General features: G+C 60.6%; 16 protein-coding genes. 5 read left to right on the top strand and 11 right to left on the bottom strand.

What is annotated here, in order from left to right:
* Window positions 1-26 precede the first annotated feature (26 nt).
* The 4 genes from C1949_RS10400 to C1949_RS10385 all read right to left on the bottom strand — a co-directional run bounded on the left by C1949_RS10400 (window position 27) and on the right by C1949_RS10385 (window position 6,517).
* Window positions 27-1,349, bottom strand: coding sequence for an amidohydrolase (locus C1949_RS10400; protein ID WP_104738414.1), 1,323 nt, complete (start codon window positions 1,347-1,349; stop codon window positions 27-29).
* Window positions 1,285-2,304, bottom strand: coding sequence for a helix-turn-helix transcriptional regulator (locus C1949_RS10395; RefSeq protein ID WP_170063055.1), 1,020 nt, complete (start codon window positions 2,302-2,304; stop codon window positions 1,285-1,287). Before C1949_RS10395 ends, C1949_RS10400 begins: the two co-directional genes overlap by 65 nt.
* A 262-nt stretch (window positions 2,305-2,566) precedes the next feature.
* Complete coding sequence (locus C1949_RS10390) at window positions 2,567-4,999, bottom strand: acetamidase/formamidase family protein (protein ID WP_104738413.1); 2,433 nt, start codon at window positions 4,997-4,999, stop codon at window positions 2,567-2,569.
* A 57-nt stretch (window positions 5,000-5,056) separates the two neighbouring features.
* A complete protein-coding gene (locus C1949_RS10385; protein WP_104738412.1) occupies window positions 5,057-6,517 on the bottom strand; it encodes an acetamidase/formamidase family protein in 1,461 nt (486 codons plus the stop codon).
* Window positions 6,518-6,723: 206 nt separating this feature from the next.
* Here C1949_RS10385 and C1949_RS10380 point away from each other — a divergent pair, with 206 nt between their 5' ends.
* Window positions 6,724-8,850, top strand: a complete 2,127-nt coding sequence (locus C1949_RS10380; RefSeq protein ID WP_104738411.1) for a TonB-dependent receptor family protein — start codon at window positions 6,724-6,726, stop codon at window positions 8,848-8,850.
* A 105-nt stretch (window positions 8,851-8,955) separates the two neighbouring features.
* The gene (locus C1949_RS19420; protein WP_170063054.1) at window positions 8,956-9,117 is read left to right on the top strand and encodes a hypothetical protein; all 162 of its coding nucleotides are present in this window, start codon (window positions 8,956-8,958) and stop codon (window positions 9,115-9,117) included.
* Window positions 9,118-9,138: 21 nt separating this feature from the next.
* Here C1949_RS19420 and C1949_RS10375 read toward each other — a convergent pair whose 3' ends face one another.
* The 4 genes from C1949_RS10375 to C1949_RS10360 all read right to left on the bottom strand — a co-directional run bounded on the left by C1949_RS10375 (window position 9,139) and on the right by C1949_RS10360 (window position 15,256).
* Window positions 9,139-11,595: an EAL domain-containing protein gene (locus C1949_RS10375; protein ID WP_104738410.1), complete on the bottom strand. Its 2,457-nt coding sequence runs from the start codon at window positions 11,593-11,595 to the stop codon at window positions 9,139-9,141.
* 13 nt (window positions 11,596-11,608) lie between these two features.
* Window positions 11,609-12,037, bottom strand: a complete 429-nt coding sequence (locus tag C1949_RS10370) for a response regulator (protein ID WP_211287117.1) — start codon at window positions 12,035-12,037, stop codon at window positions 11,609-11,611.
* Window positions 12,037-14,202, bottom strand: a complete 2,166-nt coding sequence (locus C1949_RS10365; protein ID WP_170063053.1) for a sensor histidine kinase — start codon at window positions 14,200-14,202, stop codon at window positions 12,037-12,039. The genes C1949_RS10370 and C1949_RS10365 overlap by 1 nt, the downstream gene beginning before the upstream one ends.
* Window positions 14,203-14,281: 79 nt before the next feature.
* Window positions 14,282-15,256 (bottom strand): hypothetical protein, encoded by a 975-nt coding sequence (locus C1949_RS10360; RefSeq protein WP_104738407.1) that lies wholly within the window; start codon window positions 15,254-15,256, stop codon window positions 14,282-14,284.
* A gap of 123 nt (window positions 15,257-15,379) precedes the next feature.
* On the opposite strand from C1949_RS10360, the gene C1949_RS10355 reads away from it, so the two are divergent.
* From C1949_RS10355 to arfB, 3 genes are all read left to right on the top strand, one after another.
* Window positions 15,380-16,414, top strand: a complete 1,035-nt coding sequence (locus tag C1949_RS10355; protein ID WP_170063052.1) for an Lnb N-terminal periplasmic domain-containing protein — start codon at window positions 15,380-15,382, stop codon at window positions 16,412-16,414.
* 14 nt (window positions 16,415-16,428) lie between these two features.
* Window positions 16,429-17,139: a type 1 glutamine amidotransferase gene (locus C1949_RS10350; RefSeq protein WP_104738405.1), complete on the top strand. Its 711-nt coding sequence runs from the start codon at window positions 16,429-16,431 to the stop codon at window positions 17,137-17,139.
* Window positions 17,140-17,237: 98 nt separating this feature from the next.
* A complete protein-coding gene (gene arfB / locus C1949_RS10345; protein WP_104738434.1) occupies window positions 17,238-17,651 on the top strand; it encodes an alternative ribosome rescue aminoacyl-tRNA hydrolase ArfB in 414 nt (137 codons plus the stop codon).
* 54 nt (window positions 17,652-17,705) lie between these two features.
* On the opposite strand, the gene C1949_RS10340 is transcribed toward arfB, so the two are convergent.
* The 3 genes from C1949_RS10340 to C1949_RS10330 form a co-directional block, all read right to left on the bottom strand.
* On the bottom strand, window positions 17,706-19,451 hold the full coding sequence (locus C1949_RS10340) for an alkaline phosphatase D family protein (RefSeq protein WP_104738404.1): 1,746 nt from the start codon (window positions 19,449-19,451) through the stop codon (window positions 17,706-17,708).
* A gap of 73 nt (window positions 19,452-19,524) precedes the next feature.
* Window positions 19,525-20,571 (bottom strand): DUF2817 domain-containing protein, encoded by a 1,047-nt coding sequence (locus C1949_RS10335; RefSeq protein WP_104738403.1) that lies wholly within the window; start codon window positions 20,569-20,571, stop codon window positions 19,525-19,527.
* A gap of 372 nt (window positions 20,572-20,943) precedes the next feature.
* Window positions 20,944-22,161 carry a serine hydrolase domain-containing protein gene (locus C1949_RS10330; protein ID WP_104738402.1) on the bottom strand — a complete coding sequence of 406 codons (1,218 nt, stop codon included), beginning with the start codon at window positions 22,159-22,161 and terminating at the stop codon, window positions 20,944-20,946.
* Between the last annotated feature and the right edge of the window lie 201 nt (window positions 22,162-22,362).

Raw genomic sequence — 22,362 nt, 5'->3', positions numbered from 1 at the left:
TTATGCCGGGGCCGGGCTGTCGCTGATCAATGATCAGGCCGGGTTTGCAGCAGGTAGTCGCTTGCCAGCATGCTCAGTGCTCGCACGCCGGTGACCAGCGCCGCATCGTCAACCAGGAATCCGGGTGAATGGTTGGGCGCGGCCTTGCCCATCTGTGCCATGGGCGTGACGCCGAGGAAAACGAATAGACCGGGTGCTTCATTGGCGTAGAACGAGAAGTCTTCCGAGCCGGTGACCATGGGCGATACCACCACGTGGTCATTGGCAGCCCGGCGCAGGGTCGGCACCATGCGCTCGGTCAGTTCAGGGTTGTTGGTGGTGGTCAGGTAGCTGTCGATGATCTTGACCTCGGCCTGTGCGCCGGCCGACTCTGCGATGCCCTTGGCGGTGCGTTCAATGCGCTCGTTCACCCGCTGCTGCACCTCATCACCGAAGGTGCGTACGGTGCCGGTCATGACCACCTCTTCTGGAATGATGTTGTGGCGGGTGCCACCATTGATGGTGCCGATGGTCACTACCGCCGGGGCGGGCATGATGTTGGTCTGGCGGCTAACGACGGTCTGCAGTCCGTTGATGATCTGCGCACTGGTGACAATAGGGTCAACGCCATCCCAGGGCTGCGCGCCATGGGTCTGCTTGCCATGAACACGAATGTGCAGATCACCGGAGCTGGCCATAACCGGGCCGCTGCGGTAGCCGATCAGGCCGGTTGGCATGGAGGCAGTCACATGGAGGCCGAATACCGCTGCAACCTCGGGGTTTTTCATCACCCCTGCCTCGACCATCTGACGGGCGCCGAAATGGCGTTCGCCGTCATACGCATAGTCGCTCGGGCCTTCCTCTGCCGGCTGGAAGATAAACTTCACGCTGCCGGGCAGATCCTCTTTGACGCCGGCCAGTACCTCGGCGGTTGCCATCAGGATAGCGACGTGGGCGTCATGACCACAGGCGTGCATGACTGGACGCTCTTCGCCGAGATACTGCTGGCGTACAGTGGAGGCGAATGGTAGCCCGGTTGCCTCCAGCACGGGTAAGGCATCCATGTCGGCACGCAGGGCCACTACCGGGCCCGGCTTGCCACCTTTGAGCAATCCAACAACGCCGGTGGTGCCTACTCCGGTCTGCACCTCCATGCCCAGCTGACGCAGATGTTCGGCGATCAGCGCAGCAGTGCGCTGCTCCTGGTTGCCCAGCTCCGGATGCTGGTGGATGTCATGACGCCAGGCGACCGCCTTTGGCTGGATGGCCTCGGCACTGCGTGCGAGGCGTTCATTAAGTGAGTCGTCAGCGGCGTTGGCGGCTAGGGCCAGTGGTAGCAGCAGGGTGGGAAGCAGGACGTGACAGCGCATGGGGGTGTCCTTTTGTTTTGGTCGTTTTTGAGGTCAGGCGGGCTCGCAGACGGCTCGGCGAGCAGCCGAACCAGAAGCGAAACTGGCGATAGAACTGGCTGGTCTGGCGGTAGCCCAATAACAGTGCCAGGGTGTCGTCGGCATGATCGGAGCGCAGATACTCCAGGCAAAGCTGCTGGCGTACGTCGGCAAGGAGGTCGCTGAACGGCTGCTGTTCGGCGGTCAGCCGCCGCTGCAGGGTCCGCGGCGCGACTGCCAGCAGGCTGGCGCAGCGTGAAAGCCGCGTCTCGCCGCGTGGTAACAGGGCCGCGAGCAGTAACCGCACGGATTCGCTCCAGCAATGATGGACGCTGCTGCGAATCAACTGGCGCTCCCTGCGCGCCAGGCGGCCGATGTTGGGCTTCCTGGTAGTTAGTGCGCGAGCGAGCTCCAGCGCCGGGAACCGGAGCTCCACTCGCCGCGTGCCCGGCAGCGCCACTACCGGTATTCGCAGCCAGCGCCGGCCCGCGTCCAGTGCATCGGCAGAAAGTCCGGCAATGCCTGCACTGGCCTGTTGCAGGCCAAGCCCCTGGCAGGTGCGCATTACCGCGTAAAGCGCAGCCAGCAATTGCTGCTCCGTAGCGTTGGCAGCAGGGTTTGGGGTGACCACGATGCTGGCCTGGGCTGCGTTTTGCTCAAGAATCAGGCTGGCCAGATCACTGTTCTGAGGAAAGTAGCGTTTACTCAGGTTGATCGCATCGCGCAGGGTTCGGGCGTTCCCCAGGTAGGTGGTCGCGAGAAATGCTTCGGTGTAGTCCAGATGGCTAAACGCGCGCACCAGCAGCCAGGATTCCTGCTGCTCCTCTGCCAGTTCAGTTACCAACTGACGGATGGCTGCCAGCGGTATCCGGCCGGCCTGCGAGGCAGCGTCCAGTTGATTGCGTAGCAGCGCGGCATCCAGCTCCTGGGCGGGCACGCAGGAACGCAGGCCTTTGATGACCTTTTCAAGGTGCTTTCTTGAAGCTGTTGGCACTGCTTGTAGCATGACTGAGGCAAAAACCAGAACGGCTTAGGAACAGTAAGTGTCGCCAGCGCAGCCCGAGCCAACAAGTGCGGATTGCGCCATTCTATCAATGCTTGGCCCAGCTCATTGCTGGCGCCAAAGGCGAGGGGCTGTTTATCCGCCCGGCGATGCATGAGTCAACCATCACCGGGTACTCGCTGCCCGGTGATGGCTTTTATCGTTCCGGGGCGTGGGAGCGCTGGTAGTCAGGAAAGACCGCCTTGCGAATAATGGCATGTACCCCGAGGTTGCCGTCCACCACCTGAGTGATACCAAAGTCCACCGCCACCGAGATCAGCGAAATAGCCTCGTCTTCCGTCAGTCGATGCTCGGTCATCAGGTAGTTGCGGGTCTTGCGGAAGGCGTCGCGCATCGCGGCCTCCAGCGACGAGCTTTTATACACCTGGGTCTGTGCGCTGGGGCCGAGTTCGGATTGGTAATCGGCAAAGCTCATGCCCTGCAGCACCCACTCGTTATCGGTCTCCAGAAACGGGTGGCTGAGGCTGCCGAGAAACTTGCCTGCCAAGTCGCGCTGTTTGTGCAGCACTAACTGAAAGACGCCGGTCAGTGAGCATTCGATGGCGGTGCCGCACAGCTCCGAGTCCCCTTGCGAGGCATGCGGGTCACCAACCGAGAACAGCGCGCCAGCGACTGATACCGGCAGGAACAGACGGGCACCTTTGCCTGCGCGCCAGTTGTCCATGTTGCCGCCAAAGTAGCTGGGCGGAATGGAGTCGACCATGCCGGATTCGCGTGGGGCGACCGCCATCACGCCAAAGTGCGGGCGCACCGGGATGCGGGCCTTTTCCAGTACCCCGAACTGCTTGTCGATGGTGTTGTGATCAACGGGCACGCCGGGGTAGTCGATGGTCGGGTGAACCACGCCGAACGGGTCGGTCTGCGGCGTCCAGCGAAAGCTGTAGACCGCCTTGGCGTGGGGCGGCTGGGTGTGCTGGTGCACTTCATAGACGGTAACCACCTCGCGCTTGCGTGGTTCGGTCAGCAGGTCGTCATACTGAAATCCCCACCAGGCAGCGGCGTTGCTGCCGAAGTGGCGGCCTTCGTGGGCTGGATGGCAGCTCGGGCGCGGCAGGATATCGAGAATCCGCACTTCCAGTACATCGCCGGGTTCGGCGTCGTGAACGTAGACCGGGCCGGTGCAGATATGCACGCCAAAGCCCTCGCCGCAGCCGCGGCCGAAAATGCTGGCGTCGGCCGGGCCAGCGCCGCGGCGGTCGACGTTTTTCTTGTCGCGGGTCCAGTGAAAGACACTTTCAGCGCCGGGGTCGCCAGCGACCATCCGCTCGCAATCGTCGGTGGCGTGTTGTGACAGGGTTTCGATGGTAACGATGTCGCCGGAGCGCACGCTCAGTGCGGGTTTCAGGTCGCGGCTGAAATAGCCCCAATGTACCGTCTTGTCTGAAGCGGGCAGATAATACTGGCTGCTTCCGGCATGGCGGGTTTCGTCGGCCGGCAACGGGTGACGCTTGGGCGCAAGCCGCAATGACTGGGCATAGCGCGCGTGCTCGTCTAGCACGTCGAGAAATGAGCGGCGGTGTTTCTGCAGATCATCCTCGGCGGGTTGCTGCGCGGTGACCGACGAGCGCACGGCCGGGGCAGTCTGTGGTCGTCCACGCTGCAGCTGCGCCTGCAGGTCACTGGGCGGTGCGGCGCGGTAGGCTTTGGGTGACATGCCAACGTACTGGGAAAAGCTGCGGCTGAAATTGGCCGCGTCGTTGAAGCCCCAGCGAAAGCAGAGCTGCGCGATGCTGAACTGGGCCAGCGCCGGATTGGCGAGGTCCAGACAGCAGTGCTGGATGCGGCGGCCCTTGAGGTACTCACTGAAGGTCGTGCCGCTGTTCTTGAACAGCTTCTGCACGTAACGGGCGGACAGTCCTTCCTGCTCCGCGAGTTGTTCAATATTCAGCTCTGGGTCTTCCAGGCGAGCGTCGATGGTACGACAGACCCGACGCAGATGGGCGAGTTGCACGTCGGTGGTTTCGTCACTGCCGTTACCCTGCGGTTGCGACAGACTGGCTACCAGCAAGTCGCCGAGGGTGGCTTCCAGCGCCGGCAGCTCGGCGCCGTCGAGGTGCTGGAGTTGTTCGGCCAGCGATTCGAGCAGGCGCAGGCACACGGCACCCATGCCGCGGCTTGCGCTGATGCGGTTGTCGGCCAGTGCGCTGTTGCGCACCAGTCGCAGGAGAAAACTGGCGGACTCGAGTCGGACCAGCATGGCGCGAAAATCGGTCTGCAGCACCAGCTGCCAGTGTTGGCTCGGGTCCAGCAGGATAATGTCTCCCGGGGCCAGCGCGAGCGGATGATCGCTGGCCAACAGGTGTGCGCTGCCGCTCAGCAGGGCAACGACCAGCACGCTGTTGCGGCCGTGGCTGGCGGGCAGGGGGGTGAAGCTTTGTGGTGCAGCGTTCATGTGAACGAACACCGAATTGTGCGCCGTGGCGCATAGCGCAGCGTGATCACTGCTGTCGCGCCGGGCCGGAGCGGCGGACCTGCTGGCCAGCCCGATCTGGGTGAGAATGTCATTCCAGACGGGCTGGCGCAGTGCTTCAGGTACGTTGTTGGCGGAGAAACGTTTCAGCTCGGTCACGCGGGTGTCCGTCGCAGGTTGAGTGTCTTTCCACGGAGCAAGTCCTGTGCCATAGGTTCAGCTCCGACGAGCGGGGAACATCGATTTTTTCAGCACGGCGTGCACGCCCCAGTTACCGTCCACCACCTGAGTAATGCCGAAGTCGACCGCAACCGACATCAGTGAGATGGCTTCGTCTTCGCCCAGATTCTGGGTGGTCATCAGGAAGTGGCGCATCTTGTGGAAGGCATCGCGCATGGCCAGATCCACCGAGGACTTGCTGTAGATATCGTTCTGCGCGTTGGGACCCAGTTCGGCCAGGTAGTTGGCGTAGCTGAAGCCGTGCAGAACCCAGTCGTCCTGAGTTTCCAGCAGCGGATAGTTCAGTTCGGCCAGTGCGGTTCCGGGCAGGTCGGCCTTCTTGTGCAGGATGAACTGGAAGGTGCCGGTCAGCGAGCACTCGATCGCTGTACCGCACATCTCGGAGTCACCTTGCGAGGCGTGGGGGTCGCCGACCGAGAAGTTTGCGCCTTCGACCGCGACCGGGAAGTAGATCTTCGCGCCCTTGCCGATGCGCCAGTTATCGATGTTGCCGCCAGTGTGATTCGGCGGGATAGAGCTGACCATGTCGACTTCGGCCGGCGCAACGCCGATGGTGCCGAAGTGCGGGCGAATCGGAATACGGATGTCGCGCAGGATGTTTTCGTTGTGAGAAACGGTCGCGTGATTGACCGGAATGCCCGGGTAGTCGATGGTCGGATGCACCACGCCGAACGGGTCGGTCTGCGGCGTCCAGCGGAAGTTGTACACCGCCTGCGCCCAGTTGCGTTCACCGGTGGCATCGACTTCGTAGATGGTGACGACTTCGCGCTTCTTCGGCTCGCTGAGCAGATCGCCGTACTGGAAGCCCCAGTTGGCAGCAGCGTTACTACCGAAGGTTTTTCCCTTGAAATTAGGGTTGCCGCTGGGGCGTGGCACCACGTCAGCGATGCGCACCTCGAGAATATCACCGGGTTGCGCGCCCTTGATGCGCACCGGGCCGGTACAGATATGCACGCCCGCGCCGCCACCGGCACCAATCGGCGCGTCCATCGGACCTGCGCCACGACGGTCGACGCCTTTGCGGTTGCTATCCCAGAAGAACACCGCTTCGGCACCCGGATCGCCCTTGACCATCCGTTCAGCGTCGTCGTTAGCGTGGTGGGTAAGGGTTTCCATGGTGACGTAGTCACCGGATTCGATTTCCAGCACCGGCTTGGCGACTTTACTGAAGTAACCCCAGAGCACGGTGTCCGGGGTGGCCGGAATGTAATAGTGACGTGGGCCCGGTGCATCCGGGTCGCTGCCGGCGACGCCGCTTGCAGCATGTGCCATCGGCGTCATGCCAATGCCCATGGCGCCGAGCCCGATGGCTCCGCCGCCAACCAGCGTATTGCGCAGAAAGGAGCGGCGTGCGGTGTCGAACTCTTCCAGCACGTCCTTGCGGTTGTCTTCGGTGATACCGTGGGTACAGCCCGGTGTGCAGATGTGATCGCTCATGTTGGTTCCCCATGTCAGGTTTCGACCGCTCTGGCGTGCGGTTTGTATCCGGATTATGTGGCGACACGGAAAACCACTCTTGTCAGTAGGCGCACTAATCCTTGTCGAGCCGGCGGGGGGTGTGGGATTCGCCTTGGTTGTTCGCGCAGGGGAAACCAGTAAAATGCGCCGTTCGCATTTTTCCTGTCTGCTCCTGGAGTTGCTGCATGTCCAACCTGTTAACCCCGCCGGCGCGTCTGGCGCCGCTGTGTCTGGCCTGTCTGCTGGGTTCGCCCGCGTGTGCGTTGGCACAAGATGTTGCTGAACTGGACGCCGTTACGGTAACCGGTGAGAGCTTTGATGCGGTTGCCAGGGCGCGTGATGCTTTGAGCGAGGTGCCGGGCGGCACCAACGTGGTCGACATGCAGCAGGTCGAGCAGGGGCGAGTGGCCGGTGTGGCCGATGCGCTGGCCTATCAGCCGGGTGTGTACGCGCAGTCGCCGGGTAACGAGGGTGTGAAGATCAGCATCCGTGGTTCCGGCATCAACCGTGGGCCGGGTGCACATGCCTCCGGTAACCATATTCTGCTTGATGGCCTGCCGCTGACCGGCTCGGGCGGTACGCCCTATGAGCTGCTGGAGCCGTTGTGGCTCAATCGTGTTGAAGTGCTGCGCGGGGCTAACGGGTTTGACCGTGGCGCATTGGCACTGGGCGGCGCGGTCGACTACATCACCCGCAGTGGTTTCGACGCGCCGCGTCTGCAGCTGCGGCTGGAGGCGGGCAGTGATGGCTACCTCAAACGGCACCTTGCGTCCGGTCAGGTCATCGGTGATCTGGATTATTACGTCGGTATCACCGACTTGCACTACGACGGTCAGCAGGATCACGCCGCCGGCAGTGGCAAGGGTGTGGTCGCCAATGTTGGTCTGCAACTGACACCGGATCTGGAGACCCGTTTCTACCTGCGTTACCGCGAGACTGAACACCAGACGCCGGGCCGCCTCACCCAGTCGCAGATTGACGACGATCCGACCCAGGCCAATGCAGGCAATATTGCGCGCGATGCCAAACGTGAGCAGCCGGGCAGCACCTGGCTGGCCAACAAGACCACGCTGCGCCTGGACGACGTCAGCACGCTGGAAATGGGGCTGGTCTATCACCATTACCCGATGGATCTGATGGAAAGCCCATATCGCATCCGGGTGGATTACAGCGATATCAGCGCCACGCTCAATTACAAGCGTGAGCACCAGCTTTTTGGCCTGAACGCCAATACGACTGTCGGCTGGCGCACGACCACCAATTTGCCGAGTAGCGATGCGAAGGAGACGGCCTATCAGCCGCTCAACGCCAATGGCACCGTCTACCCGGTCGGCACTTTGATGCGCGAGTACACGCACCAGGGCTCGGACAACGTACTGCACGTCAGCAATGAACTGGAACTGGCTCCCAGGTTGTGGCTGACCAGCGGCCTGGCGCTGATCTACACCCAGCGTGAGGTCGAGGTCACCTGGCCCGACACCAATGAGAAACTCAACGAAGACACCTGGGACTACGCGCCGCGGCTGGGCCTGCGTTACCAGCTGGAGTCCGGCACCGAGGTGTATGGCAATCTGTCTCGTTCGGTTGAGCCGCCGCACCCGTGGTCGATGATTTGGGGGTCGCCGACGCGCTTCCCGGTCAGCAATCAGCCCTGGAGCAATCGCCAAAGCACTCCGGTCAGTCTGGATAACCAGACTGCAACGACCTTCGAACTGGGCGCGCGCGGGGACTCTGCGGTCGGTTTGTGGGATCTGGCCTGGTACTACTCGCGGGTCAATCACGAGCTGCTGACCATCGAGATTGAGCCGAATATCTTTGCCGAATCCAACGCCAGCGCCACCGTGCATCAAGGCATCGAAGCCGGGCTCACCAGTACCCTCTGGCAGGGGGAGGAATTGGGCACAGTGGCACTGCGTCAGGCCTATACCTTCAGTGATTTCCACTACCGTGACGACGACGCCTTCGGCAGCAATGCGTTGCCGGGGCTGCCGCGTCACTACTATCAGGGCGAGCTGCGCTATCAGCATCCGGTCGGCGTTTATGTAGGCCTGAATACCCAGTACGCATCCAAGGTGCCGGTGGATTACGCCAACTCCTGGAATGCCGACTCGTACACCACCTTTGGTGCGATTGTTGGTTATGACGCGCCTAAGCAGGATTGGCAGGCCTGGCTGGAGCTGCGCAACCTCACCGACGAGCACTACGCCGCAACCGTTACTCCCGGGTACAACGATAACGGCTCGGAAGCCGCGCGCTTGACGCCCGGTGAAGGTTTCGGGGTATACACGGGCTTGTCCTGGAGCTGGCTGTAAGACCAGGCGTAACCAGTTGACCGCTCATCCAATCGACTGGAACCTGAGGGTGGGTCTGCTTGACTGAATTAGTAGGTACATACTGATTCAGTCAGGAGGCACGCTATGTCATTTGATCAACAGCACCCGGGCGAAAACAACCTGCCGCATTCGCCGCTACCCGAGCTTGAGCCGCCCCACAGTCGGTGGGAGGGGCCGCTTGAAGGTGAAGAGCTTAACGAACTGGATGCGGGTGAGGTCTGCCGCAGGCTGCATGAGGACGATTGAGCACGAACTGCGAAATCGTAGTTAGACAGTCAGAGTGGCAGCTCCTGCGAGCGTGCTGAGTGGCACCGGTTTACTCAGGTAGTAGCCTTGCACCATGTCGCAGCCCAAAGCGCGCAGTGTTTCCAGCTGCGCGGCGGTTTCGACCCCCTCGGCCACGACCTGCAAATCAAGCTTGTGGGCCAGCAGGGTAATGGCTTCGACGATGGCAAGATCGTTGCCGTCGTCGGGCAGCCCCGACACGAAGGTGCGGTCCACCTTCAGTACGTGCAATGGCAGACGCTTCAGGTAGGCCAGTGAGCAGTAACCCGTGCCAAAGTCGTCAATCGCTACGGTAACGCCGAGTTCCCGCAGCGATTCCAGGGTCGCGCGCGACGATTCCAAGTCGCTTATTAGCATCTGTTCGGTGATTTCCAGCTCAAGTTGCTCTGCTGGCAGCCCGGTGTCGCGCAACACGCCTGCCACCTGCTCGGCAAGCCGCTGGGAAGAGAACTGGCGTGCCGACAAGTTGACCGCCACCCTTGGCGCATGACCGTGCTCTGCTGCGAGAATGCGCATGTCCTGGCAGGCCTGGCGCAGTACCCAGAGCCCAACGTCATCAATCAACCCGGTTTCTTCCAACAGCGGGATAAAGTCGTTCGGTGCTACCAGGCCACGCTCGCTGTGGTTCCAGCGCAGCAACGCTTCAACGCCGCAGACTTTACCGCTGCGCAAGCTCGCCTGGGGCTGGTAGTGAAGGACGAACTCCTTGCGCTCCAATGCACGGTGCAGCTCGGACTCCAGCGCCAGTAGCCGATGCTGGCGCTCATTCATGGCCGGGGCATAGAAACGGAACGAGCGCCCACCGATGGCCTTGCTCTGGTACATGGCCGAGTCGGCGTTGCGCAGCAGGGTTTCGACGCTATCGCCATCATCCGGGTAAACGGCCACGCCGGCGCTGAAGCTGACAAAGATATCCTGGCCGGCGATGCGCACCGGCTGTTCGAAGGCGCGTTTGACCTTGTCGAGAATGCCCGGAATGGTGTCGGCATCTGTCAGGTCGCTGGCAACAATCACAAATTCGTCGCCACCGTAGCGGGCGAGAATATCGTTGGGTCGAATATGTCGACCGAGGCGCACGCTGATTTGCTGCAGCAATTGGTCACCGATACTGTGGCCCAGGCCGTCGTTGACGCGCTTGAAATTATCCATGTCGAGAAAGATGACCGCTGTCAGGTGTTTAAGCTGCCGCGCGCGGTTCATCTCGGTCTGCAATTGCTCGGCCAGTAATACTCGGTTGGCCAGTCCGGTCAGCAGGTCGTGGGTCGCCTGGTGCTGAAGTTGGGCCTCGAACTGCTTGCGTTCGCTGATGTTGCGGGCAATGGTTGAGTAATAGGCGATACGTCCGCTCTGATCGCGGTGCGCCATGACCACCTGGTGCAGATAAATATGCTGTCCTGAGGCATTCTCCAGCATCGACTCACGCTCCCAGACGCCGTGCTTTTCTGCCTGAGCAAGAGCCCCCTGAATCAATTGCTGGGCTGCGTTGAGGGCATTTTCCGCTCTTGCCTTTCCGGGCTCGTCGTCAGTCAGGTTGAGGGCGGTAGCGAGCAGGGTGTGGCCTGCCTTGTTAAGGTAGATTACCTTGCCTTTGGCGTCTGCAATGGCAACTACATCGGTGGTAGCTTCAAGAATCGCGTTCAAGCGGGTACGGTCTTCGTCCGCCTGGACACGGTCGGTGATATCTCGGCCGGTGGATACAAAGTGGGTAATCTGACCATCCTGGTTGACCAGCGGGGTAATGACTTTTTCCTCGAAGAACGTCTCGCCACTCTGCTTGCGATTGATCAGGGTGCCGCGATAGACCTGCTTGCTCAGCACGGTTTGCCAGAGTTCGGCGTAGGTGGATGGGTCCTGGTCCTGTGATTTGAGCAGGGCAGGGGTTTGCCCGTGGGTACTGGCTGGCCCATAGCCAGTTAGCTGCTCGAAGGCCGGGTTAACGTACTCAAACTCACCCTCGCGATTGGTGATGAAAATGCTGTCTGCGGCCTGCTCAACCGCCTGGGACAGCTTGCGCAGCACCTCCTGTGCCAGTCGATGCCGCTTCTGCAGCGCCTGATCGGCGATTGCCCGTTCAACGGCTGGCGTCAGCCGGGAGAGGTCATGCTTGACGATGAAGTCCTGCGCCCCGCCCTTGATTGCCGCCACGGCGGCCTTTTCGCCGAGCGTGCCGGAGACGAAGACAAAAGGAATATCCGGATCAAGCTCCCGGACGACGCGCAGCGCGCTCGCACCGTCAAATAGAGGCATGGTGTGGTCGGACAGCACCACATCCCAACCGCCGTCGGCTATGCGCTGGCGCAGATCCTTCTCCGTTTCCACGCGATCCCAGCTGATCTCACAACCCTGGGTTTCCAGGTGATTGACGATCAGCAGTGCGTCATCTTCGTTGTCCTCAAGCATGAGGACCTTCCAGCTGTTACCAGATGCGTCCCTGGCCATAATGGTGCTCCAGTCAGGTGTCGATCGCTGGTTGGTTCAAACCGAGCCAGTAGTGGCCCAGCTGTTGTGCGACCGTGACGAATTCATCAAAGTCTACCGGTTTGCGTATGTAGCTATTGGCGCCGGACTGGTATGCCTGCAAGCGGTCACTTTGTTCCAGAGATGAGGTCAATACAACCACGGGAACCAGTCGTGTGCTGTCGTTGGCGCGCAACTGGCGCAGAACTTCAAGTCCATTGAGTTTGGGCAGGTTAAGGTCGAGCAGTATCAGCGCCGGTATCTGTCGATGTTTGTTGTGTTGCTCTCCGTAAAGCTGCTGCAGTGCTTGTTCTCCGTCTTCAGCGATCATCACCGGGGTATTGATGCGGTTGCTCTTGAGTGCGTGCAGCATCAGGGCGATGTCGTCAGGATTGTCTTCGACCAGCAGTATCGGGCTTTCCATCATTGCTCGCTCTCAAGAGTTTTGAACTGCAGGTAAAAGGTGGCCCCCTGTCCGACGCTGGATTCAGCCCAGACCCGGCCGCCCAGCTTATTCATGACGCGTGAGATCGATGCCAGGCCAATACCTGTGCCGGGAAAATCCCGTGCGCTGTGTAGTCGCTGAAAAGGAATGAACAGTTTGTCAGCATAGCTCATGTCAAAGCCGACTCCATTATCACGCACGAAGACGACGTCGCCGTCTTCACTCCCGACCCGCCCAACCTCAATCCGGGGATGTTCGGTGCTACCAGTGAACTTGAAAGCGTTCCCCAGCAGGTTCTCCATTGCAACGCCAAGGAGTGCGGGGTCTGCGAGCACTTTGATGCCGGGTTCGATGTGTACTTCAATCTCGCGCTCTGGTTGACTCTCACGGAGGCGCTCGATTGCGCCGGTCGCAACGCGGCTCAGGTTGACACTGGCCAGTTTGACGTCCGCGCGAGTCACACGGGCAAGCATGAGCAAATCGTCAATCAGCGTGCTCATGTTCTGAGCGGCCTTGCGGATCCGGCTGAAGTAATCGGCTTCCTGATCGTCGAGTTTGCCTTCGAGGCTGGTTTGCAAAATCTTGCTGAAACCGTCGATGGCCCGAAGTGGGGCTCTGAGGTCGTGGGAAACCGAATAGCTGAATGCTTCAAGCTCTCCATTGACTGCCTGCAGTTCCGTGTTTTGTCGGGCCAGTCCGTCGTTGAGTTGACGAATCTTGCGCTCGGTCGCACGGCGCTCGGTCGCGTCTCGAATGGCGCAGAAGACCAGCGGGCCGTTTGGGGTCTGGATCGGGCTCAGGCTGATCTCGACCGGTAGTCTACTGCCGTCCTTACGCTGGGCGCTGAGGCTTAGCCCCATGCCCATCGGTCGCGCTTTAGCGTCCTGCACATAGCCTTGACGGTGGTGGACGTGGCGGTCTGCTACTTCGGTTGGAATGAGTACCTCCACTTTCTGGCCGATCAACTCCTGCTGGCTGTAATCGAACATCACCATCGCCTGCTCGTTCATCAGCGTGATAGTGCCCTCGGTGTCGGTCATGAGGATGGCGTCCGGCGCCGCTTCGATCATTGCCCGGAACTTGGATTCGCTGCTGGCCAGGCTGGACTCGCTGGCGCGGCGCTGGGCAATGGAGCGGGCAAGCATGAGTGAAAGCAGGGCAAACAGGAGAATGACCAATCCCGCAGCCTGCCAGAGCGTTCGTCTGGCAGGCTGATTGCTGCCATAGAGCTGGTCGTAGGTCAGCTGGGAGACCAGATACAGGCGCCCCAGTGATTGGCTGAGGGGAATGTCGTTGCGTGGATCGAAGTCGACGCTGGCGAACCGATAGACGGCATTGTTCGTTGTGGCGCTGCCGTCATTGTCTTCCCGAATCATCTGACTCCACAGCGATACGTGTTGCTGTGACAGATTGGCGTTGCTGCGCTCCGGTAGCATGAAGCCCCACGTTTGTTCAGGGCTATCGGCTTTCAACCAGTAGCCATTGGCATTGACCAGCCATAGGGCCGCACCATTGGGTTTATCCATTGCGGCAAGAGCATCGAGCAGATACTGACCCCGGTAGTTGATCACCAGCAGACCACGAGTTCGGCCGTCTGCGCCGGCAATCGGAGTCGCGACGCGGATGGTTGGTTGAAAAGGGCGCTCGACCTCTCCGTGTTCTACATTCAGGTCGAATGGCGACAGATAGACGCTGCCGACGGGCTGTTGCAGCCCTAACTGAACATAGTAACGGTGGCTTTTGTCCTGCAGTTTTGCCGGCGGCAGTACCTGAGGCTGGCTGCCGACCAGTTCGACGCGAACCTGTTCGTAGCCGTACTCATCGAGCAGGCGAATTTGATAGTACTGAGGATGGAAGCGCTGAAAGGTATCAAAGGTGGCTGCTGACTGCGCATCGGACTCAAGCAGAGCGAGCTGTCCTGCAAGGTAGAGAATGTCAGCCTGGATGCTTTCCAGTCGGTCACTGAGCAGCGTCCGGGCGGAGATTACCTGCGCTTGCTGCTCAATAGCCGCGCTGTCTCGAAGGCTCTGCCGCTGGTTATAGAGCAGGCCAACCGTTACGACGACGGCCAGCAGTGTCAGCGGTAACCAGATGAGCAAGAAGTACCGCAGCGTGTCTCTACTCTGTGCCGAGCGGGTTTGCATTGTGTGATCATCCATGGTGCACGTGGGAACAGAGATCCTGACTTCTAGGCAGTATAGGCAATGCCCCCGATTGTGTTGCTCAATCTCGCGTCAGTTCGGCTCTGAATAACATTTCCAGCCGCAGGCTAAGGGCCCAGCGTGGCTTGAAGTCCGCCTCGCGTGGGAAATGCAGCTCGGGGACTAGGTCCCAGAACAGGTACTGGCGATGGATGTCGCGGCGATAGTTGGCCTGCAGGTAGTAGTCATTGACCCTGGGACTGGACGCGCTACCGCCGACCATGACTGCGGCGTAGCGAATAGCACTTCGTTTGCCCAGTACCTTGTTGAGTTGCGCGCTCTGCGAAAATTCCAGCTTGTCGTAATCCTCCTGCCATTGCAGTTGGCTGACAAAGCGCAGGTGGCGTGTACTGTCCAGTGGCCGACCGACGTCCCAACGGGAGCGCGCAGAATAACCGTCATGTTCGAACCAGGAGGCGCGGTTGTAGCTGGATAGTTGCCACGGACTGTCGCCCAGCTGCCAGAGCCGCTCGGCGCTGTAGCGCAGGTACGGATTGACCGGCCAGTGCAGTTTTACGCCGGCACCGAGCCGGGTCTGCCAGCCCTCGCGCTTGTCGCGGCTGCCGATTCGGCTCAGCCCTGCCACTGTGCTACCCAGATCATTGGTGTCATTGCGCAGCCGTTCGGCACCTTGTTCTTCCAGGGTGCCACGGCTTTCTTCAGGGTCGCTCTCAATAATCAGCCGCAGACGTTCCTCAGTGGTGGGGACATCCAGTTTGAAGCGGATGCCCTGATCAATCTCCAGCCCATCGGACTCGCGCCAGTCAACATCGGTGCTCAGACGAAGGTAAGATTCATTATCGATGGTGTGGCTGTCGATGGTGCCGAAAAAGCCGTCGATATTGCGGGCGGTGTTGTCGACCCAACGGGTAACGCGGTCGTGAATAGGGGTAATAGTGTCGATGGCCCAGGGCGCCAGGTCGGAGTCGTCTGCTTCGTCTGCGCTGGTGGCGCTGGCAGTTAACAGCAACATCAATGCAAGGATACATCTGCTCATGCTGTTTTCTCCTTTCTCCATGGCTGAGTATAGCTATTGTGACGGATGGCAGCGATGCGCCAAGGGTGTAGACTGCGAGCCTGTAGGGCGCTGTATTCAACGGCGATCCGTTGGGGAGGCGTCATGCTGGAGACTGTGCAGGCTTTGATGGTAGTGCTGGTGTCGCTTTGGGCGATCCCGGCGCTGTGGTTCCATCGTCCGCGTCGTCTGTGGTTGCGTTATCTGCCGCTGAGTTGCTGGCTGCTGGTTATGACCGTGGTGCTTAGTCTGAACTCCCGTGGTGAGTCGCTCGATGCTTTCCTGTGCTTCCTCGCCGCCTTTGGGCCTGTGCTGCTCTGGTGGCGTGGCGTCCTGCCTCGGGGCGACTGCGACTGGGCTGATGACATGGCCTACACCACCACGGGGACAGTGGACGGCGATACCCTGCGGCTGCAGCGGGTGCGCTGTTTTAACTGGCGTAGTGCCGAGGATTACGACATCCGCTGGCAGAGCCGCGAGTACGCGCTTTCGACGCTGCAATCGGTAGATATGCTGCTGTCGTTCTGGGGCCATCGCTCAATTGCCCATATGCTGGTTTCCTTCGGTTTTGCCGATGGTCGGTATTCGACCTGGTCGGTTGAGATTCGCCGCGCCCGTGGCGGAGACTATTCGGCGATTGCCGGGTTCTTCAAGCATTTCGAACTCAATATCGTGGCCAGTGAAGAGCAGGACATCATCAAGGTGCGCACCAACTACCGGGATGAGGACATGTATCTTTATCGCACCCGATTGACGCCAGCCGCAGGCCGGGCGCTGCTGCTGGGCTACGTTGAGGTCGCCAACCGGCTGGCGGTGTCGCCGCGCTTCTATCACACGCTACACGCCAACTGCACCAACGTGGTGTTCCGTCTGATGCAGCGTATTCGGCCTGATTTGCGCTCGGATATTCGTTTGCTGCTCAGTGGCTACCTGGATGCCTATGTGTATCGCGAGGAGGGGCTGCAGCCGGGCTATTCGTTGGCGGAGCTTCGGCGCCGTGGCCGGATAACCGAGCGGGCGAGGGCAGTGGCGCCGGACGACGACTTTTCCGCCTGCATCCGCAAGGGGGTGCCGGGCTGTGAGGATGAACACCAGGCAGGACGCCAATATCAAGTTGCTGGCGTAACGGCGCCGTTTTGAGGAAAGGAACACGCATGAAAGTAGGTCTGTTGCAGTGTGATGACGTGAACGAGAGCCTGCTGCCCGCGCACGGTAACTATCCGGAGATGTTCGAACTGGCGTTGCGCAAGCGTCTGCCGCAGATGGACTACCGTATCTATCCTGCGCATAAGAGCGAGTTGCCCGGCGATCCTCATGAGTGCGATGTGTACCTGATTACCGGCAGTAAGCACGGTGTCTACGAGGAGCAGGAGTGGATCCGCGAGCTTGAGCGCTTCATTACTCAGCTGTGGGATCTGCGCAAGCCGCTGATTGGTGTTTGCTTTGGTCATCAGGTCATGGCGACAGCCATGGGCGGGCAGGTTGAAAAATCCGACCGTGGCTGGGGTGTAGGCGTGTCGTTCAACCAGATTCTTGAGCCCAAGCCTTGGATGCAGCCGGTTCAGGATAAGCTGGACCTGATTGTCAGTCATCAGGATCAGGTGGTCGAGCTGCCGCCGCAGGCGCAGGTAGTCGCCAGCAGCGATTTTTGCCCGAACTATCTGCTGCAGTACGGCAGCCACTTCCTCAGTGTGCAGGGGCACCCCGAGTTCGAGAAGGGCTACTCCGAAGCGCTGATGGATATGCGCAGCCTGACTATTCCTCCTGCCAGAGTGCGCGCTGGCAAAGTTTCATTGCATGCAGACCTCGACAGCGACTTGATGTTTGACTGGATTATCAACTTCCTGCGGCAAGCCCAGGGCTGATCCGGCTTTTGCCTGACGCGCGGCATCGGCGTATGCTGCGCGGGTTGACGTCTGCGCGGGAGCGCCGGCGTTTCAGCTTATACACCAACGGTGCCGCCATGATTTTTATCTCCAATCAGGTTCAGCTCGGCGACTGGGAAGTCGAAATGACGGCCGTGCGCGCGCAAGGCGCGGGTGGCCAGAACGTCAACAAGGTTTCCAGCGCGATCCACCTGCGCTTTGATATCAACACCTCCAGCCTGCCGCTGTTCTACAAGGAACGTCTGCTGGCGCTGCGCGATTCACGCATCACCAGTGATGGCGTGATTATCATCAAGGCGCAGCAGTTCCGTACCCAGGAAATGAACCGCGAGGATGCCATCAACCGGCTGCGTGAGATGATTCTGGCTGCGGGAGTGGTACAGAAGAAGCGCCGCCCGACCCGCCCGACCCGCAGTTCGCAGGTCAAACGGGTAGACGGTAAGGTCAAGCGGGGGCAGACCAAGCAACTGCGTGGCAAGGTCGATATCTAGGGCCGTTTGCCCGAGCAGCCGCAGCTCGGGCAAACGGTCAGGCTCGCACAGCCGCTAGCTGATGACCGGCACCAGCACCCTGTTGGCCGCGCCGGGCAGCGTACGCAGACTTTTGGCGCGCGTAGTATCCAGACTCCAGGTAGGTGCCTTGATGGTATCAACGAAGCGCCAGTCAGCAACCGCATCATTGGCGGTGAAGGTCACCATCAAATAGCCGCGCTGATTGGCATTCAGATAGTCCAGGCCGTCGACCAGCGTGATAATGGCCTGCTCGGCAGCTGGCACCTCGGCATCGCTCAGCCCCAGATACTCTTCCAGGCCCGGTGAGCTGACTGACGCGGTCGCAAATTCCACGCCGACCGCATCACCGCTGAGGGTGGCCAGGTTGTTAGCCCAGGCGTTGTGGGTGTCGCCAGCCAGTACAACCAGATTCTGATTCAGACCCCGAGCGGTGCCCAGCAGCACTTCGCGTTCGTAAGCGTAACCATCCCAGGCATCGAGGTTGTAGGGAATCACGGTTTCAATACGCGCGATTTCCGCTGCTGTCAGTGTCGGGTCGCCGCCTTGCTGGCGCAGTTTGATGGTGACCAGCTCGGTCAGCAGGGTAGTCAGATCACCTGAGCCGGGGTTCTGCAGTGCTGTCAGCATCTCCGCTGGCAGCAGCATACGGCCCATCAGGATCTGTTGGCCCAGCACTTGCCAAATGGCAGTCGAGGTCGCGAGCTGGGTCTGTAGCCAGTCCAGCTGCGTCTGGCCGAGCAGGGTGCGGTTGCTGTCGCTGACGTCGGCAGCAAAAGCCGTTGCGTCAAAGCCACCGGCGCCTATGTAGTTGGCATAGTCCAGTTGCTGGTCGCGGCCAATGATGCGGGTATCAAGCATATGTAGGCTGACCAGATCACCGAAGTCGAAGCGGCGATAGATGGTTTCTTCGTCGTCGGCCGAAGCAGGGCGCACTGGCATCCATTCAAAATAAGCCTGCAGCGCTGCCAGTTTGCGGGCGGTAAAGTCACCTTCGCCGTCGTTGTGGTTTTCTGCACCATTACGCCAGGTATCGTTGGCAACCTCGTGGTCATCCCACACAGCGATAAAGGGCGCGGCTGCGTGCAGCGACTGCAGGTCGGTGTCGGTGCGATACAGCGCATAGCGGCGGCGGTAGTCGGTCAGCGAAAGAAGCTCGCCGGCATTGTTTTCGGGCAACAGGCGGCCAAGCGCTGCCGCGTCTTGGGTGGCGTATCCACCATTGCCGTATTCGTAGATGTAGTCACCCAGGTGAATGACCGCGTCGACATCCGCTTCCGCCGCAGCGGCTGCGTAGACGTGAAAGTAACCCGCCGGGTAGTTGGAACAGGACATCACCGCGAAGCGCACCTGATCGATGCTGCCTGCCGGCAGGGTTTTCATTCGGCCGACCGGTGAGATTACCTCTGCGGCCTTAAACCGGTAGTAGTAGGTGGTACCTGGCAACAGGTTCTGCGCATCGACCTTCAGGGTGTAATCCCGCGCAGCGCCGGTGGTTGCTGTGCCGCTGTGAACCAGGTCGGTGAATGCCGCGTCAGTCGCTATTTCCCAGCCGACACTGATGTCGGCGCTGCGGCCATCGAGCGGAGTCACACGGGTCCAGATGATGACGCGGTCAGCGAGCGGGTCCCCGCTGGCTACGCCGTGATTGAAGCTCAGCTCGCGAGCAGCGTCGTCTGAAGAACTGCTGGAAAGGCAGCCTTGAAGGCCGCTGGATACCACGATGGTGCCGACAGCGAGCGCTGATGCACGAAGAAAATCACGCCGGTTGAGTCCGCTCATTTCCTGCTCCTGATGATGTTTGGGCTGGGGCAGAAGGGTGGCAGTGTGGTGTGACAGGCTGACGACGGGATGGTTAAGGCTTGTCGACAAACCACAGGTCGATTGCCTGCCGGGTGAGCAGATCGCGGTTCCGAGCAGCTGGAATCCAGTTTTGCCAGCAGCGGGTGGCGTTGGTAAGAAACTCGAATAGTGGCAGATGCTGGCGCAGGACCCGGCGCTTGCGATGGCTGATGACCGGGTTGAAATAGCCGAAGTAGTCGAACATCTGTCGCGGATTCTTGCGCACCCACAGCCAGGAGCCCATTTCCAGGGTAAAGGGCAGGAACAGGTTTTGCGGGTGGTGTTCCAGACCGTGGTCGTAGAGGTAGTCCCAGAGGTCGCCGTGGGTGGTGTAGTTGATCGACTGCGGCTCGATGATATACGGGTGGTGGTGCGGATAGGTCTGCTCGAACAGCTGCTTGAGGCTGAGCACCTCGGCGATATTCTCAATCGGCTTGTGGCTGCGTGCGTAACTGCACCAGAGCCGGTCGCGGCGACCGAAGCCGCTGTGGCAGTCGACACTCATTGCGAAGGGGGCTGACAGCAGCCGTTGCTGCACGACGCTGACCACCGCCGCCGACTCGGCTTCCATCGGGGCGCCCAGCTTGCCGCGATACCACGGCAGACGCCGGCTGATGCGATGCCCGCTTACCAGCCAGGGTACCGGCCCCATCGCATCCACTGGCGCGTTACGCATCAAATCCACCCCATTGAGGTTGCTGCGCCGGTGATGCCAGATCCCGCCGGGGTTGATCATCGGCATGAACAGCAGCCGCACGCGCTCAAGCTGCTCGCGCAGCTGATCGTCCCAGTCCAGCCGGTTGACCAGACTGTGTAGCCAGGAAATGAGCACCTGCGTGCCGATCCGTTCAACGCCGTGTACGCCCCCAAAAAAGCCGATAACCGGCGCCTGCGGTGAGCGGCTGCCGAGTTCAATCACCCGGATTGGGATATCCAGACCGTTGACAGGCACCTTGAGTGGGGTGGTAACGCGCAGATGACGTGCCGCCTGATGCAACAAGGCTTCGAGCTGGGTGTGCTCTGGGAGGTGACGTTGGATCAGGTGTTGCGCGTCGCTCATGATGCACTCGGGCGTGGGATAGCCCGATGGTGGCAGGGGAGTGTGACGATTGGGTGACGGATTGGATACGGTGTGTTGGGCTCTTTAATGTGCGCTCTGGACGTCACTATTTCGCCTTTGCCGGCGAGCCAAGGGGGACCGCTTGCCCGGCCCCCCTTAGCAATCCCCCCGAGCAACGCAGCGAACCCGAAGGGCCGCGCAGCCGGGGTGCCATAGGGGTCGTTAGGGAAAATGGGCAAGTATTTCCCCTGACTCGCCGTAAAGGCGAAAACGAATCACCTGCCGGCTTGGCAATCGGCCTTAACGACGAACTGCAATGGGTTGAGACTATCCAGCGGCGCCGGTGCCATACGGCAAAGCAGCCTGCAAACCTCAATCCACCAACGCGCCATTGATGATCGCCCGCAACTCCTGCCTTACCGGATAACTCGACGACGGAATCAGCTGGGTCATAAACACCATCAACAGATCCTCAACCGGGTCGACGAAGAAGTTGGTGCTGGCCATGCCGCCCCAGCCGTATTCGCCGATGGAGCCGTTGGTCTGCGACTTGGCGACGTCGATCTTGACCGAGAAGCCGAGGCCGAAGCCGCTGCCGTCGTAGGGTGTTTCGCTGAAGGAGCCGACGGATACCCCAGGCAGGTCCTGGTTGCCGGGCAGGTGGTTCATGCGCATGAACTCGAGCGTCTTGCGGCCGATGATGCGGGCGCCGTTCAGTTCACCACCGTTGGCCAGTGCCTGGGCAAAGCGGTAGTAGTCGTCGATGGTCGAGACCAGACCGCCGCCGCCGGAGAGAAAGCCGTGGGCTTTGGTGAAACTGGAGTCCTGCGGATCGTCCTGCAGACTGAAGCTGCCACCGGGCTGGAACTGATAACAGGCGGCGAAGCGCGGGATGCGGTCGGCCGGGACGGTGAAGAAGGTGTCGGTCATCTCCAGAGGATCGAAGATATGGCGCTTGAAGTAGTCGTCCAGGCTCAAGCCCGACAGTACTTGCACCAGATAACCGCAGACGTCTGTCGCCACCGAGTAGTTCCAGGCGGTGCCGGGCGAGAACTCAAGCGGCAGTCGTGACAGTTCGTCGATCAGACGGTCGAGGGTCAGGCCGGGGCCGCCATCGAGTTTGAGCGCCCGGTAGGCGGCGTCGACGTTGGTGCGATTCATGAAGCCATAGGTCAGACCGGACTGGTGGGTCAGCAGGTCACGGATGGTCATGGGGCGCTCGCAGGGCGTGGTCAGAATGTGCGGATGGCTGCCGGTCTTGTAGACGCGCAGGTTGCTCCAGCTGGGGATGTACTTGTGGACCGGGTCATCCAGCAGAAAGCGACCTTGTTCGTACAGCTGCATCAGGGCAACAGAGGTGACCGGCTTGGTCATCGAGTAGATGCGGAACAGCGTATCGCGCTCGACCGGCAGGCCGCGCTCTACGTCTCTCAGCCCTTGTGCTTCGCAATAGACAACCTGGCCACGGCGCGCCACCAGAGTCAGAGCGCCGGGCAGCTTGCCTGCGTCAATATAGGCCGATTGCAGGTGAGTGCCGATGCGCGAGAGCCGTTCTAGGTCAACGCCGGCGATGCAGTTGCTGTTTGCCATGGATCTATCCGTCTTGTTCGTGAGCCGTCGATAGTAGCCTGTCCGGCGGCGAAGCAGAAAGCGCTGCGGCGGCCAAATGGTCTGCCATCCAGCGTCGTGATGGTGGTTACAAAATAAAGTTCGGGGCGCTGTCTCCGGGCTCTTGTGCGGCGACGCGGCGCGGAGTAAAAAACGCGCTCCGGAGCAGCATGAGGATTGCGA

The sequence above is a fragment of the Halopseudomonas oceani genome (genome assembly GCF_002903165.1).
Lineage (GTDB): Bacteria > Pseudomonadota > Gammaproteobacteria > Pseudomonadales > Pseudomonadaceae > Halopseudomonas > Halopseudomonas oceani.
This window is presented reverse-complemented; position numbering and strand designations above follow the sequence as displayed.